Source organism: Halomonas sp. DN3 (genome assembly GCF_024137905.1).
GTDB classification, from domain to species: Bacteria; Pseudomonadota; Gammaproteobacteria; order Pseudomonadales; family Halomonadaceae; genus Halomonas; species Halomonas litopenaei.
On the sequence record NZ_CP099965.1, the window covers coordinates 1,059,976 to 1,073,137 of the forward strand.

Here is a 13,162-nt window from a genome sequence, read left to right on the forward strand (position 1 = left end):
GACGGTGGCTGGGCAGGTGATGAGGGCGGGTGTCAGCGCTGGCCTGGCTCGGTAGAATGCGCGCCACGGCTCTTTGTTATCCACACCTGTCTGGCGTTTTCGATGTCTCAACACCCCACGAGTGACGCTGCCGTCACTCCCGCTGCTGGTTCTGTCGCTGCTTCTGATGCTGCCGCTTCTGTTGCTGGTCATGCGTCCGGCGGTGCGCCGCTGTCTGTCCATGGCGATCGCCACTTCGATGGACTGGCGGACAAGTTCTCGGCGTCGCTCTACGGGCACCTGCGCGGCGAGCTGCGCCTGTCGTTGCTGGACCGTCTGCTGCCGGAGATGCTCGATCTCGATGGCCAGCCGGTGCTGGATGTGGGCGCGGGGCTCGGTCAGCAGGCCCAGTGGTTTCTCGAGCGTGGGCATGTGGTGACGCTGGCCGAGCCCGCCGGCGAAATGCTCGACCGGGCCCGGGAGGCGATCGACGCCCAGGGTGTCGAGACGTCCCGGGTTCGCTATCTGACGTCGCCGCTGCAGGACCTGGCGGGCAAGGCCCCTGGGCCCTGGCCGCTGGTGGTGTGCCACGCGGTGCTCGAATGGCTGGGCGACCCCAGGGCGGCCATCGATCGTCTGGCCGCGTTGATGGCGCCGGGGGCTCAACTGTCGCTGATGGTGTTCAACCGCGACGCCCTGCGGCTATCCAATGTGGTCAAGGGCAACCTGGACAAGGCCCTGGAGGACCGGCTCGAGGGTAAGGGGCAGCGCCAGCGGCTGACGCCGATCTCGCCGCTGACCCATGACCAGGTGATGGCCTGGACCGAAGCCGCCGGGCTTCGTTGCGAGGGCGTGGCGGGGATCAGGGTGTTCCACGACTACCTGCGCCGCCCACCCCAGGACGACAAGGAACTCGACAAGCTGGTGGCGCTGGAGCACGCCTATTGCCGCCTGGACCCCCACTGGCGGCTGGGCCGCTATCTGCTCTATACCTTCCGCCGTCCGGCCGACCCCGAGGGGCGTCCATCGCTGCGCGACGGCGACGCTGTCACCCGTGAGGAGACCCCGACATGAGTGCCGAAACCCCGGTGTGCCAGTTGCTGGAGCGTCAGGACGCCGACTATCGCGGCTGGTGGTGGGTGGCGCCGCCTCGGGATGGCTGGCTCGAGCAGGGCGAAGGGACCCTGATCAGCGCCGATGTGTCGGTGCGCGCCGCCTGGCAGGCCCAGGGGCGCCCGGCGTTGTCGCCGTTCTCGCCCGAGGCGTCGCCGCCGCCCGGTGTGGTGCTGTTCTGGCCCAAGTCCCACGCCCTGGGGGAGTGGTGGCTGCTGTGGCTGTGTCAGGTATTGCCCGAAGGCACGCCGATGCAGCTGGTGGGCGAGCACCAGGGTGGCATCAAGCGGGTACTCAAGGTGCTGGCGGCCCTGGGCATGGGCTGTCGCAAGCTCGACAGCGCCCGGCGCTGCTCGCTGTTCGCGACCCGCTCGGCGCCCCAGCCCCTCGACCCGGAAGCGGTGTGGACGCGTTTCGAGGCCGCCGGCCTGACGCTGGCAAGCCACCCGGGCGTCTTTGGACACGGCAAGTTCGACGAGGGCACGGGGCTTTTGATCGAGCAGCTAGAGACCGCCTTGCCTCGGGGCCAGGTGCTCGACATGGGCTGCGGTGACGGCATTCTGGCGGCCTGGATGGCGCAGCAGGGGCGTGATGTCACCGCGGTGGATGTCAGCGCCTTTGCGGTGGAAGCGACCCAGCGCTCGCTGGCGGCCAATGGGCTCAACGGCGAGGCACTGGAAAGCGACGTCTACTCGGCGCTGGAGGGTCGTCGCTTCGACGCCATCGTCTCGAATCCGCCGTTTCATCAGGAGCGCTCCATCGACTACGGCCCGGCGGCCCGTCTGATCCAGGAGGCGCCGCAGCACCTGACGCCGGGCGGGCAATTGATCCTGGTGGCCAACGCCTTCCTGCCCTACGCAGATCCCCTGGAGAAGGCCTTCGGCGACTTCGAGATCCTGGCCGACAATGGCCGTTTTCGGGTCTACCGTGCCCGCCTCGCCAGGGGCTAGGTGCTAGTCGGGCTAGGCGTCTGTCGGGCTAGGCGTTTGTCGGGCTAGGTGCTCTGACCCGGCGTGCGGTAGTGGATCTCGGTGATCAGCCAGGTGGTCTCCCCGCCGGGGGCGGCCACCGTCACTTCGTCGTCCAGTGACTTGCCGAGCAGCGCCTTGGCCAGCGGCGCGTCGACACTGATCCAGCGCTTGCTGGTGTCGGTCTCGTCGTGGCCGACGATGCGCAGTGACATCTCTTCGCCGTCTTCGTCTTCCAGGGTGACAAAGGCACCGAAGAACACCCGATCGGTGTCCGCCGGCAGACGGTCCACCACCTGCAACTCATCCAGGCGTTTGGTCAGGTAGCGAATACGGCCGATGACCCGGTTGAGTTCCTTCTTGTTGTAGGTGTAGTCGGCGTTCTCGCTGCGATCGCCAAGGGCCGCCGCCTCGCCGACCTTGGCCGATAGCTGCGGTCGCTTGACCCGGCTCAGGTGGTCGAGAATGCCCCTCAGGCGCTCGGCACCTTCCAGGGTGATCAGGTTGCTCTTGGGTTCCTGACGGGGATCCTTCGCCGGGTCACGCCAGCGAGTCATGTTGCGGCCTTTCATGGCGATCCTCGGTGAGTCGTTGAATCAGACAAGGTCCACGAGGGTGCCGCGACTTGGGTCAGGTCGCAAGCGCTTTGGGTGGTGGGGGAAAGGTCAGGGGAGCGATGCAGTGAGCGGTTAACCAAGAATGCGACTGGCGAATAAATCAAACGTTCGTTACATTTCGGGGAGGGCGCCAGAACGCGTCGTGGTTTTCCGTATCGGGTTACAACGCTTGGGTCAGTGCTCGTCCTGATCGCTTGGCCTGATTGCGCACTACGGCCGCCCACCATGACCACCCAGCATCAGGGTGCATCACAATAACAGTATCCGGAGCCGCCAAATGTCACGAACCCTGTTTTCCGCCTCGCCTGATGTTCCACCTACCTCGTTGCGCCGACGCCCGCGTCGGCTGCTGGCCTCGACGGCGCTGACGCTTGTCACCCTGTCCGCCTGCCTTGCCAGTGGCGTGGCGCTGGCCTGGCAGGGCGAGCTCGACCAGCTCAAGAACCGCTGGGAAAGCGTCACCACCTCGAGCGCCTTGTCGGCCCAGGAGGCCCCGTTGACGGCGCTCGCCGCCGAAGCCCACGAGCTGAGCTCGGCCAATCCCAACGTCAGCGAGCTGCTGGTGTGGGAGGGCATCATCGAGGCGTCGCTGGCCAAGGCCAAGGGCGGGCTCGGCGCGCTGGACAACGCCAAGGCCGCGCGGCGGGCGCTGGAGCGGGCCATCGCACTGGACGCCAATGGCCTCGATGGCTCGGCCTATGTGACCCTGGGGGCGCTGTACGACCGTGCTCCGGGCTGGCCGGTGGCCTTCGGTGATGACGACAAGGCCGAGGAGATGTTCAAGCGCGCGCTGACGATTCGCCCCGGTGGCATCGACGTCAACTACTACTATGCCGCCTACCTGGCCGATGAAGGCCGCGACGCCGAGGCCCGCCAGCACGCCGAGAAGGCCATCGCCGGTTCGGTTCGCGCTGGGCGCGAGGCCTCGGACCAGGCGCTCAAGGCCGAGGCGCGCGCGCTGCTCAACGAGCTCTGATCAGGCGCTCAACGAGCTCTGACCCGCCCCGATTTTCCTGTCGTTTCCCGCCTTGACAGGAGGCCCCACCTGGACTCGCCTTGTGGGGCCCCTGACCGATCCGGATAATGGGCCGATCTGTCTGCGGAGGTCCCCATGCCGGAAACGAGCAACATCGATGCCCCCTTTACCGCCCAGGACGTCGAACTGGTGTCACGAGATTGTCTGCACCAGGGCTTCTTTCGTCTGGACAAGCTGACCTTCCGCCATCGCAAGTTCGAAGGTGGCTGGAGCGAGGCGGTGGTGCGCGAGGTGCATAGCCGGCACGACGCCGTGGGTGTCATGCTCTATGACCCCGAGCGCGACAGCGTGGTGCTGGTGGAGCAGATCCGTGCCGGCGCAATGGAAGACGCCCACACTCCGTGGAAGCTCGAGTGCGTGGCCGGACTGGTCGACAAGGACGAGTCTGCCGAGGAAGTGGCCCGTCGCGAGGCCCTCGAGGAGGCCGGTTGCGAGGTCGGGGACCTCATCTTGCTGCATAGCTACTATCCTAGTCCGGGTGCCTGCGACGAACGTGTGACGCTTTTCTGCGGTCTCGTCGATACCAGCGGACTGGGTGGGGTGCATGGCCTGGACGAAGAGCACGAGGATATCCGCGTCCATGTGTTGCCATTTCATCGTGCCTGGGAACTTCTCAATCAAGGGAGACTCGATAACGCCATGTGCCTGATCGGCTTTTACTGGCTGGCCGCCGAACGGGCGTCGTTGAGAGCAAGGAGGTAGCGTGACCCAACGCAGCGCCTACGTCACCGATCTGCGCACCCTGCAGAGCGAGTGCACGGCCAACTACATCCGCCTGACGCGCCTGCTGGGCGAGCTGGAAGAGGGCGAAAGTCGCGAGGTCGAACTGCTCAACGGCGAGCGTCGACTCGGTGCCCTGCGCCTGCATGTCGAAGAGCTGGCGCCCTATACCAGCATCATTCGCGTCAGCCAGGAGGGTATCCTCGACGGCGTCATCGACAGCCCACGCATGCGCGTGCACCTGTATCACGATGTGCGCATGGCCGAGGTCACCGACTTTCAGCGCCGGCGCCACTTCGATGGCCGCTACCGCTATCCCAACGCGCATATGCACCAGCCCGACGAGAAGCTGCAGATCAATCGCTTCCTCGGCGAATGGCTCGATCACGGGCTGGCCCACGGCCACTCGCTGGATCTGCCGCAGTTGCCCTGAGCCGGTTCGCCGTTGCCGCCCGTCGAGAGATCTCCATGCGCCTGATCCAGATTAGCGATTGCCACCTGTACGCCGACCCGATGGCGCGATCGCGCCGGGGCCTGCCCGCCCATCAGCTGGAGGCGGTGGTCAAGGCGGTGGACGCCGACCGCCCGGACCTGGTGCTGGTCACCGGTGACATCAGTCAGGATGAGTCCGAGGCCGCCTACCGGCTCGCCACCGAGCGATTGAGCGAGCTCGACTGTCCCTGGTTCTGGATTCCCGGCAACCACGACGACGCGGCGCTGATGGGCGCCGAGCGGGACATCCTGGCCGAGGTCGAGGCCGGCCACTGGCGGCTTCTGCAGCTCGACACCCAGCTTGTCGGCGAGGCCTCCGGGCAGCTAGGAGAAGAGGCCCTGGCCGCGCTCGGCGCGCGTCTGGCCGAGGACGACCGCCCGACCCTGATCGCCATGCACCATCCGCCCCTGGCGGTGGGCAGCGCCTGGATCGACGCCTTGGGCCTGGTGGATGCCGACGGCTTCTGGGAGGTGCTGGACGGCTATCCCCAGGTGAAGATGGTGCTGTGCGGTCATGTGCATCAGGCCTTCCACGGCGTGATGTCCCTGGCCCATGGGCGGGTCGACGTCTACGCCTGTCCCTCCACTTCTGACCAGTTCCTGCCCGGCAGCGAGGAGTTCGCCGTGGATGAGGCGTCGCGCCCCGGCTACCGGGTGGTGGAGCTGAAGCGGGAAGGAGAGTGGCAGACCTGGGTGGAGCGCGTCGATATCTAGGCGCCTTACGCTTGGTTCTAAAAAGATAGTTATTAATTCTTTTACGTTATTACTCGCCCCGCATTATCCTCGCTGACATCTCCACTTTTCCCGTCATGCGAGGTGTCCGGCCATGACCAGCCTTTCCGCACCAGCCCGTGAGGGCGCCGCCCAGGCGTCGCTCACGCCGAAGCGACTGACCCACCTCAAGCAGCTCGAGGCGGAGTCCATCCATATCATCCGTGAAGTGGCCGCCGAGTTCTCGAACCCGGTGATGCTCTACTCCATCGGCAAGGACTCCTCGGTGATGCTTCACCTGGCGCGCAAGGCCTTCCATCCTGGCCCGCCGCCGTTCCCGCTGATGCACGTGGACACCACCTGGAAGTTCCGCGAGATGATCGCCTTCCGCGACCGCATGGCCAAGGAAGCGGGCATGGAGCTGATCGTTCACACCAACGAGGAAGGGCGTGCCGCCGGCATCAATCCCTTCGACCACGGCTCCAGCGGCTACACCGACGTGATGAAGACCCAGGCCCTCAAGCAGGCGCTGGACCAGTACGGCTTCGACGCTGCCTTCGGTGGCGCCCGCCGCGACGAGGAGGCCAGCCGTGCCAAGGAGCGGGTGTTCTCCTTCCGCGACCGCCACCACCGCTGGGACCCCAAGAACCAGCGTCCGGAACTGTGGAATCTGTACAACGCCCGCATCAACAAGGGCGAGTCGATCCGTGCCTTCCCGCTGTCCAACTGGACCGAGCTGGATATCTGGCAGTACATCTACCTCGAGAACATCGACATCGTGCCGCTGTACTTCTCTGCCCCGCGCCCGGTGGTGGAACGCGACGGCATGCAGATCATGGTCGATGACGAACGCCTGCCCCTGGCCGAAGGCGAAGAGCCCGAACAGAAGTGGGTGCGCTTCCGCACCCTGGGCTGCTACCCGCTGACCGGTGCGGTGGAGTCGAAGGCCCAGACCCTGCCGGAGATCATCCAGGAGATGCTGCTGACCCGCACCAGCGAGCGCTCCGGCCGTGCCATCGATCACGACCAGGCCGGCTCCATGGAGAAGAAGAAGCGCGAAGGCTACTTCTGACGCCAGCACCGACCGCACGCAGCCACGCGCCTTGCCCCGGCCGACAGTGACCGGGAGCGAGGACGCAGATGACAGATCAAGGGTCCGGCGTCCAGCACGACGCCGGGTCACCATCAGGGGTACAGCATGTCTCACCAGTCCAGTCTGATTGCTGACAACATCGAGCAGTATCTGCACGAGCACGAAAACAAGGACCTGTTGCGGTTCATCACCTGCGGCAGCGTCGATGACGGCAAGTCGACCCTGATCGGTCGCCTGCTGCACGATTCCAAGATGATCTTCGACGACCAGCTGGCGGCCATCACCCAGGCCTCCAAGACCAAGGGCACCACCGGCGAAGAGGTGGATCTGGCGCTGCTGGTCGACGGTCTGCAGTCGGAGCGCGAGCAGGGCATCACCATCGATGTGGCCTATCGCTTCTTCTCCACCGACAAGCGCAAGTTCATCATCGCCGACACCCCGGGGCACGAGCAGTACACCCGAAACATGGCCACCGGTGCCTCCACCGCCGGCCTCGCGGTGATCCTGATCGACGCCCGTTACGGCGTGCAGACCCAGACCCGTCGCCACAGCTTTATCGCCGACCTGCTGGGCATCCAGCATCTGGTCATCGCGGTCAACAAGATGGACCTGGTCGACTACTCCCAGGCGCGCTTCGACGAGATCGTCGCCGACTACCGCGCCTTCGCCGAGCAGCTCGACGCCAGCGACATCCGCTTCGTGCCGCTGTCGGCGCTCAAGGGCGACAACGTGGTCGATCGCGGCGAGCGCCTCGACTGGTACCAGGGCCCGGCGCTGCTGGAGCTTTTAGAGACCGTGGAGGTCAGCCGCGACCAGAACCTGAGCGATCTGCGCTTCCCGGTGCAGTACGTCAATCGCCCCAATCTCGACTTCCGCGGCTACGCCGGCACCCTAGAGGCGGGCATCCTGCGTCCCGGCCAGGCGGTCAAGGCGCTGCCGTCCAACAAGCTCAGCCGGGTCGAGCGTATCGTCACCTTCGAAGGCGATCTTGACGATGCCTACCCGGGCCAGGCCATCACCGTGACCCTGGAAGACGAGATCGATATCTCGCGTGGCGACTGGCTGGTGGCGGCAGACGCCGACATCACCCTGTCCAATGCCTTCGACGCCGACATCGTGTGGATGCACGACGACGCCCTCGAGCCTGGGCGTCAGTACGATATCCGCATGGCCGGGCGTGCCGTGGCGGGACACGTCGACGCCATCCACTATCAGGTCGACGTCAACAGCCTGGAGCGTCATGGCGCCGAGCGACTCGAGCTCAACGCCATCGCCCGCTGCCGGGTGGCGCTGACCGCCGAGGTGCCGATCGACGACTACGCGTGGGTGCCTGGCACCGGCAGCTTTATCGTCATCGACCGGCTGACCAACGTCACCGTGGGCGCCGGCATGATCCGCGGTGCGGCCAGCGTCGAAGGCGGCGGCACCGAGCAGGTCGACTGGGCCGGCTTCGAGCTGGAGCTCAACGCCCTGGTGCGCAAGTACTTCCCCCACTGGGAGGCCAAGGACGTGCGCGAGCTGCTCAAGCGCTGACGTCCGCGACTGGCTTCACCATCGTTGGTTCGCTGCAACAGCGGCCCCTGCGCTACGGCGCAGGGGCCGCTGTCAGATGAGCACTGAAAGAGCACAGTAATAGCGGCGTGTCAGTGGCTTGGTTGAACCAGAATACTCGTGCTTTCCGATGGATTTAACTCTAACTGAGCAGCCAGATGGTGGCGGGCTGGTGCCTGGGCTAGACCAAAGGCAGGATGCGTCGCGTGTGACGTCATGACGACGTCTTCCATTCCCCCACGGAAGCAGGGAGGGCATGAACATGGTGGCCTGCCATCTCTATGACAATATCGAAATCGCCTGCCTGTACCATTTCCCGGTCAAGCTGTCGCTGCGAGGCGGTGACGAGAAGCACGGCGAGGCGCTGGATACCGCCTTCAACGAGGATCGCGAGGAGTGTCTGTCGCTGAAGACAGAGCGCGGCGAGCGCATGGTGGCGCTCGACGACATTACCCGCATGGAAGTGCTGGTCGACAACCCCCACTTTATGGTGCTGGACTTCGTGTGACGCGGGTCCGCCCCTGACACAGCCCCTGATACCGCCCCTGACGACGACGCCCCGCTGACTGGATCAGCGGGGCGTCGCGTCTTATGGGGGCAGGGGGCACGGGATCAGGCTGGGCGCGTCGCGATCACCACCGCCCGACGCGGGGCCGGGTGTCCCTCGCGGGTCAGGTGGGGGCGCTCAGGGTCGAGGAAGTCACCCAGCGACTGAAAGGTCATCCAGTCGGTGGAGCGCTGCTCCTCCAGGCTGGTGGGGGCTTCATCTACGACCCGAACGTCGCAAAAGCCGACCTTCTCGAGCCAGCCCACCAGGGCGCGCGACGACGGCAGGAAGTAGACATTGGGCATCGCCGCGTAGCGATCGCCCGGCACCAGCACCCGGGTCTCGTCGCCTTCCACCACCAGCGTCTCGAGCACCAGTTCGCCGCCTCGACGCAGGGCGTCGCGCAGCTGCATCAGGTGGTCGAGGGGGGAAGGGCGGTGGTAGAGCACGCCCATGGAGAACACGCTGTCGAAGAAGCCCAGGCCCTGAGGCACATCGTCGATGCCCACCGGCAGGAAGTGGGTGCGTCCGCCGTCGGCGTCGCCGACGAAGTGCTTGACCGCCTGGAACTGCCAGTAGAAGCGCGGTGAGGGATCGATCACCAGCACGAAGTCGGCACCGGCGCCGGCCATGCGCCAGGCGTGATAGCCGTTGCCGCCACCCACGTCGAGCACCCGTCGGCCGCGCAGCGGCGACAGGTGCGGCGCCAGCCGCTGCCACTTCCAGTCCGAACGCCACTCCGTATCGATCGCGATGCCTGCCAGCCGGTACGGCCCCTTGCGCCACGGCATCAGCGCGCGCAGCAGGTTCTCGCTCTGGCGACGACGGCTTTCATCAAGCTCCAGCTCGACCGTGACCTCGTCGCGATCGAGCTGGACCTGGCGCTTGTCGGGCAGCGCCGGCAGCTTGGCCACCGCCTTCTCCCAGGCCGGCAGGTCGCCGTGACGCTGGCGGTCGAGGCCACGGGCGAACTGCTCGGGCAGGCGGGCAAGCCAGTCGCCCATGCCGGCGTGGCGGAAGGATTGCTCGAGAAAGGCGCGGTACACATCGCGCTGATGCTCGGGAATCATTTGAAGGCCACCATGGAGGCGAAATTCAGATACTGAAACCAGGTCAGCGAGCGTTCGAAGCCTACCCGCGCAAGGCGCTGGTGGTGCTGTTCCAGGGTGTCGGGTACCAGCACGTTTTCCAGCGCATTGCGCTTCTGGCTGATCTCCAGGTCGCTGTAGCCATTGGCGCGCTTGAAGTCGTGATAGCGCTCCACCAGCCAGGCATTGTCCTGTTCGTCACCGGCCTTGATCTTCTCCGACAGGATCAATACACCGCCGGGCTCCAGCGCCTGGTAGAGCTTCTCGAGCACGCCGTCTCGGTCTTCCGGGGCCAGAAACTGCAGCGTGAAGTTGAGCACGATCATGCCGCTGGGACGGTAGTCGAGGTGGCGGATGTCGCCTTCGATCACCTCAATGGCGTGGTCGGGGCACTCGTTCTCCAAGGTCTGGCGGGCGCGCTCGACCATGGCCGGGGACAGGTCGACCCCGGTCAGGCTGAAGGCGTCCTTGGGCAGCTGGCCGGCCAGTGCCAGGCCTACGGCGCCAAGCGAGCAGCCAAGGTCATAGACGTGGGCGCCGTGGCGCAGGTGGCGCTCGGCGATCACCCCCAGCATGCCGAGGATCTGGCCGTAGCCGGGGACCGATCGGCGAATCATGTCGGGGAAGCAGGCGACGACCCGCTCGTCGAACGAAAAGCGCGCCACCTTGTCCAGGGGTGTGGAAAAGATGGCGTCACGGTAAGATGCGTCACTCATGGATTGCCAGTGTTGTCGGGCTCGGGGAGAGTGATTGTACGCGCCCCGCGGTCAGGCTGCACGATGAGGCTTGCCGTCGCCGTTCGGCCCAGCTTTGCCCACCAGACAGGGCCCAAGGAGAGGAATCATGCCATCGATCGATCAAACGCCGGCCTGGCAGGCGTTGAAGCAGAAGGCACAGGAAGTCGGCAAGCGCCACCTGTGCGACATGTTTCGCGAGGATGCCGGGCGATTTGCCACCTTCAGCCACGAGGCTGCCGGGCTGAAACTCGACCTGTCCAAGCAGCGCTGGGACCAGCAGACCCTCGAGGATCTGCTGGCGCTGGCCGACGAGGCCGGCGTGCCTGACGCCATCCGTCGCCTGTTGGCCGGTGAGCGGGTCAATGTCAGTGAAGACCGCCCTGCGCTGCATACCGCGCTGCGTCTGCCGCAGGATGCGTCGCTGGTGGTAGAAGGCGAGGATCTGGTGCCGGCGGTGCACGCCACCCTGGACAAGATGGCGACCATGGTCGAGCGCTTCCATTCCGGCCAGTGGCGCGGCGCCACCGGCAAGCCGATCCGCGACGTGGTCAACCTGGGGGTCGGGGGCTCCGACCTGGGGCCGCTGATGGTGACCCACGCCCTGGCCGACTATCGCCCGGCGGATACCCATCCGGTCGAGGTCCACTTCGCCTCGACCATGGACGGCTCCCAGCTGGTCGACTACCTGATGCGCTTCGACCCCGAGACCACCGTGTTTGTGCTGTCGTCGAAGTCCTTCACCACCATCGATACCCTGTCCAACGCCAATACCGCGCGGGATTGGCTGCTGTCCCGGCTGGTCGAGGCGCGCCAGGAGGGCGTGGATCGCGAGCTGGTGCTGCGCCAGCACTTCATTGGTGTCTCGGCAAGCCCGGACAAGATGGCCGAGTGGGGCATCGCCTGCGACCACCAGCTCGAGTTCTGGGAGTGGGTCGGTGGGCGTTACTCGCTGTGGGGCGGCATCGGCCTGCCCATCGCCCTGGTCATCGGCATGGACGGCTTCCGTGATTTCCTGGCCGGCGCCCACGCCATGGACGTGCACTTCCAGAAGGCGCCGCTCGAGGACAATCTGCCGGTATTGCTGGCGCTGGCCGGTATCTGGAACAACAACTTTCTGGATATCCGTGCCCACTCGATTCTGCCCTACGATGGACGCCTGGAGTACTTCGCCGCCTACCTCGAACAGCTCGAGATGGAGTCCAACGGCAAGTCGGTGACCAACGACGGCGATATCGTCGACTACTCCACCTGTCCGGTGCTGTGGGGCCAGCTCGGGCCCAACGCCCAGCACGCCTTCTACCAGTTGCTGCACCAGGGCACCCAGGCGGTGGAGTGCGACTTTATCGCGCCACTGGCCCGCTACGATGACGTCGAGGACCCGGCCACCCGCGAGCACCTGATGGGCCAGCACCGACTGACGCTGGCCAACTGCTTCGCCCAGTCCCGTGTGTTGATGCTGGGCGACGACGCCATCGCCGATGACGGGCCCAGGCCCGAGCACAAGCGCTATCGCGGCAACCAGCCCTCGACCACCCTGCTGCTGGAGCGGTTGACCCCGCAGACCCTTGGCGCGTTGATCGCCCTCTACGAGCACAAGGTGTTCGTCCAGGCCACCATCTGGGGCATCAATCCCTTCGACCAGTGGGGCGTTGAACTGGGCAAGAAGATCGCCAACGAGACCCGTGACATCATCGAGGGGCGCCAGGGGCTGGAGGCGATGGATGACTCCACCCGCGGGCTGATCGAGGCCACCTGGCAGGCGGCGCGGGACTGATGACCGGCGACATGAGCGATAGCGACAGCGCCCCTGCGGGTGCAGGGGAGGGTCGAAAACTGGCCATTTATACAGGTTTTCCGTTATGCTGAGCCCGGCATCGGCGTCGAGTGCTGCCGCAGCGAGCGGCGTGCTCTACCTGCATGGATTCAACAGCGCCGGGGCCTCGCCCAAGGCGCGGCTGGTCAAGGCTGCCTGTGAAGAGCTGGGGCTTCCCTGCGAGACCCCGGACCTGTCCTCGCAGGCGGCCGACGCCTTGCGGCTCGCCGAATCGCTGTTACCCCGGCTGGGGCCCAGCCCCATGCTGATGGGCAGTTCCATGGGCGGTTTTCTGGCCACGGTACTGGCCGAGCGCCATGAGCTGCCGGCGGTGCTGGTCAATCCGGCGGTGCGACCGGCCAGGCTGGTCGACACCATGCTCGGCGAGAGCTTCGTCAACGCCTACACCGGTGAGCGCTTCGTGGTCGGGCAGGGCCACCGTGACCAGATCGCCGAGATGACGCCGGAGGTGGTGACACCCGGGCGCTATCTGCTGCTGCTGGTGACCGAGGACGAGACGCTGGACAGCGCCGACGCCTTCGCCGCCTACCGTGGGGCCAAGGCGATCCTGCATCCCGGCGGCGAGCACGGCTTCAATGCCCTGGCCGACTACCTGCCGGCGGTGTTCGCCCACGGCGGTCACGCCCTGGCGCCGGGGCGAGTGGCGCCGGTACCGGCCGAGTGAGCCGTTCAGTCG

The 13,162-nt window shown here is 66.0% G+C and carries 14 protein-coding genes; 11 read left to right on the forward strand and 3 right to left on the reverse strand.

Features of this window, described 5'->3' with window-relative positions; translation table 11 throughout:
- Positions 1-102 precede the first annotated feature (102 nt).
- Both NKF27_RS04765 and NKF27_RS04770 read left to right on the forward strand, forming a co-directional pair.
- Positions 103-1,053, forward strand: a complete 951-nt coding sequence (locus NKF27_RS04765) for a methyltransferase domain-containing protein (protein ID WP_253555540.1) — start codon at positions 103-105, stop codon at positions 1,051-1,053.
- A complete protein-coding gene (locus NKF27_RS04770; RefSeq protein ID WP_253555541.1) occupies positions 1,050-2,042 on the forward strand; it encodes a methyltransferase in 993 nt (330 codons plus the stop codon). Before NKF27_RS04765 ends, NKF27_RS04770 begins: the two co-directional genes overlap by 4 nt.
- A 44-nt stretch (positions 2,043-2,086) precedes the next feature.
- On the opposite strand, the gene greB is transcribed toward NKF27_RS04770, so the two are convergent.
- Complete coding sequence (gene greB / locus NKF27_RS04775; RefSeq protein ID WP_253555542.1) at positions 2,087-2,632, reverse strand: transcription elongation factor GreB; 546 nt, start codon at positions 2,630-2,632, stop codon at positions 2,087-2,089.
- A gap of 322 nt (positions 2,633-2,954) precedes the next feature.
- Here greB and NKF27_RS04780 point away from each other — a divergent pair, with 322 nt between their 5' ends.
- The 7 genes from NKF27_RS04780 (at position 2,955) to NKF27_RS04810 (ending at position 8,788) form a co-directional block, all read left to right on the forward strand.
- Positions 2,955-3,653 (forward strand): hypothetical protein, encoded by a 699-nt coding sequence (locus NKF27_RS04780; RefSeq protein ID WP_253555543.1) that lies wholly within the window; start codon positions 2,955-2,957, stop codon positions 3,651-3,653.
- A 135-nt stretch (positions 3,654-3,788) separates the two neighbouring features.
- Positions 3,789-4,415, forward strand: coding sequence for an NUDIX domain-containing protein (locus NKF27_RS04785; RefSeq protein WP_108131435.1), 627 nt, complete (start codon positions 3,789-3,791; stop codon positions 4,413-4,415).
- A gap of 1 nt (position 4,416) precedes the next feature.
- On the forward strand, positions 4,417-4,866 hold the full coding sequence (locus NKF27_RS04790; RefSeq protein ID WP_045994525.1) for a DUF1249 domain-containing protein: 450 nt from the start codon (positions 4,417-4,419) through the stop codon (positions 4,864-4,866).
- A gap of 35 nt (positions 4,867-4,901) precedes the next feature.
- Positions 4,902-5,639: a metallophosphoesterase gene (locus NKF27_RS04795; protein WP_253555544.1), complete on the forward strand. Its 738-nt coding sequence runs from the start codon at positions 4,902-4,904 to the stop codon at positions 5,637-5,639.
- Between the two features lie 112 nt (positions 5,640-5,751).
- Positions 5,752-6,708, forward strand: coding sequence for a sulfate adenylyltransferase subunit CysD (cysD, locus tag NKF27_RS04800; protein ID WP_253555545.1), 957 nt, complete (start codon positions 5,752-5,754; stop codon positions 6,706-6,708).
- A gap of 126 nt (positions 6,709-6,834) precedes the next feature.
- Positions 6,835-8,262 (forward strand): sulfate adenylyltransferase subunit CysN, encoded by a 1,428-nt coding sequence (cysN, locus tag NKF27_RS04805; protein WP_253555546.1) that lies wholly within the window; start codon positions 6,835-6,837, stop codon positions 8,260-8,262.
- 274 nt (positions 8,263-8,536) lie between these two features.
- Positions 8,537-8,788, forward strand: a complete 252-nt coding sequence (locus NKF27_RS04810; protein ID WP_253555547.1) for a Rho-binding antiterminator — start codon at positions 8,537-8,539, stop codon at positions 8,786-8,788.
- Positions 8,789-8,892: 104 nt separating this feature from the next.
- Here NKF27_RS04810 and cmoB read toward each other — a convergent pair whose 3' ends face one another.
- Complete coding sequence (gene cmoB / locus NKF27_RS04815) at positions 8,893-9,897, reverse strand: tRNA 5-methoxyuridine(34)/uridine 5-oxyacetic acid(34) synthase CmoB (protein WP_253555548.1); 1,005 nt, start codon at positions 9,895-9,897, stop codon at positions 8,893-8,895.
- Positions 9,894-10,631: a carboxy-S-adenosyl-L-methionine synthase CmoA gene (cmoA, locus tag NKF27_RS04820; RefSeq protein ID WP_253555549.1), complete on the reverse strand. Its 738-nt coding sequence runs from the start codon at positions 10,629-10,631 to the stop codon at positions 9,894-9,896. Before cmoA ends, cmoB begins: the two co-directional genes overlap by 4 nt.
- Before the next feature lie 127 nt (positions 10,632-10,758).
- Between cmoA and pgi the strand changes: the two genes are divergently transcribed.
- Both pgi and NKF27_RS04830 read left to right on the forward strand, forming a co-directional pair.
- Positions 10,759-12,426: a glucose-6-phosphate isomerase gene (gene pgi, locus NKF27_RS04825; protein WP_253555550.1), complete on the forward strand. Its 1,668-nt coding sequence runs from the start codon at positions 10,759-10,761 to the stop codon at positions 12,424-12,426.
- An 85-nt stretch (positions 12,427-12,511) separates the two neighbouring features.
- Positions 12,512-13,150: a YqiA/YcfP family alpha/beta fold hydrolase gene (locus NKF27_RS04830; protein ID WP_253555551.1), complete on the forward strand. Its 639-nt coding sequence runs from the start codon at positions 12,512-12,514 to the stop codon at positions 13,148-13,150.
- The last annotated feature ends 12 nt before the right edge of the window (positions 13,151-13,162 follow it).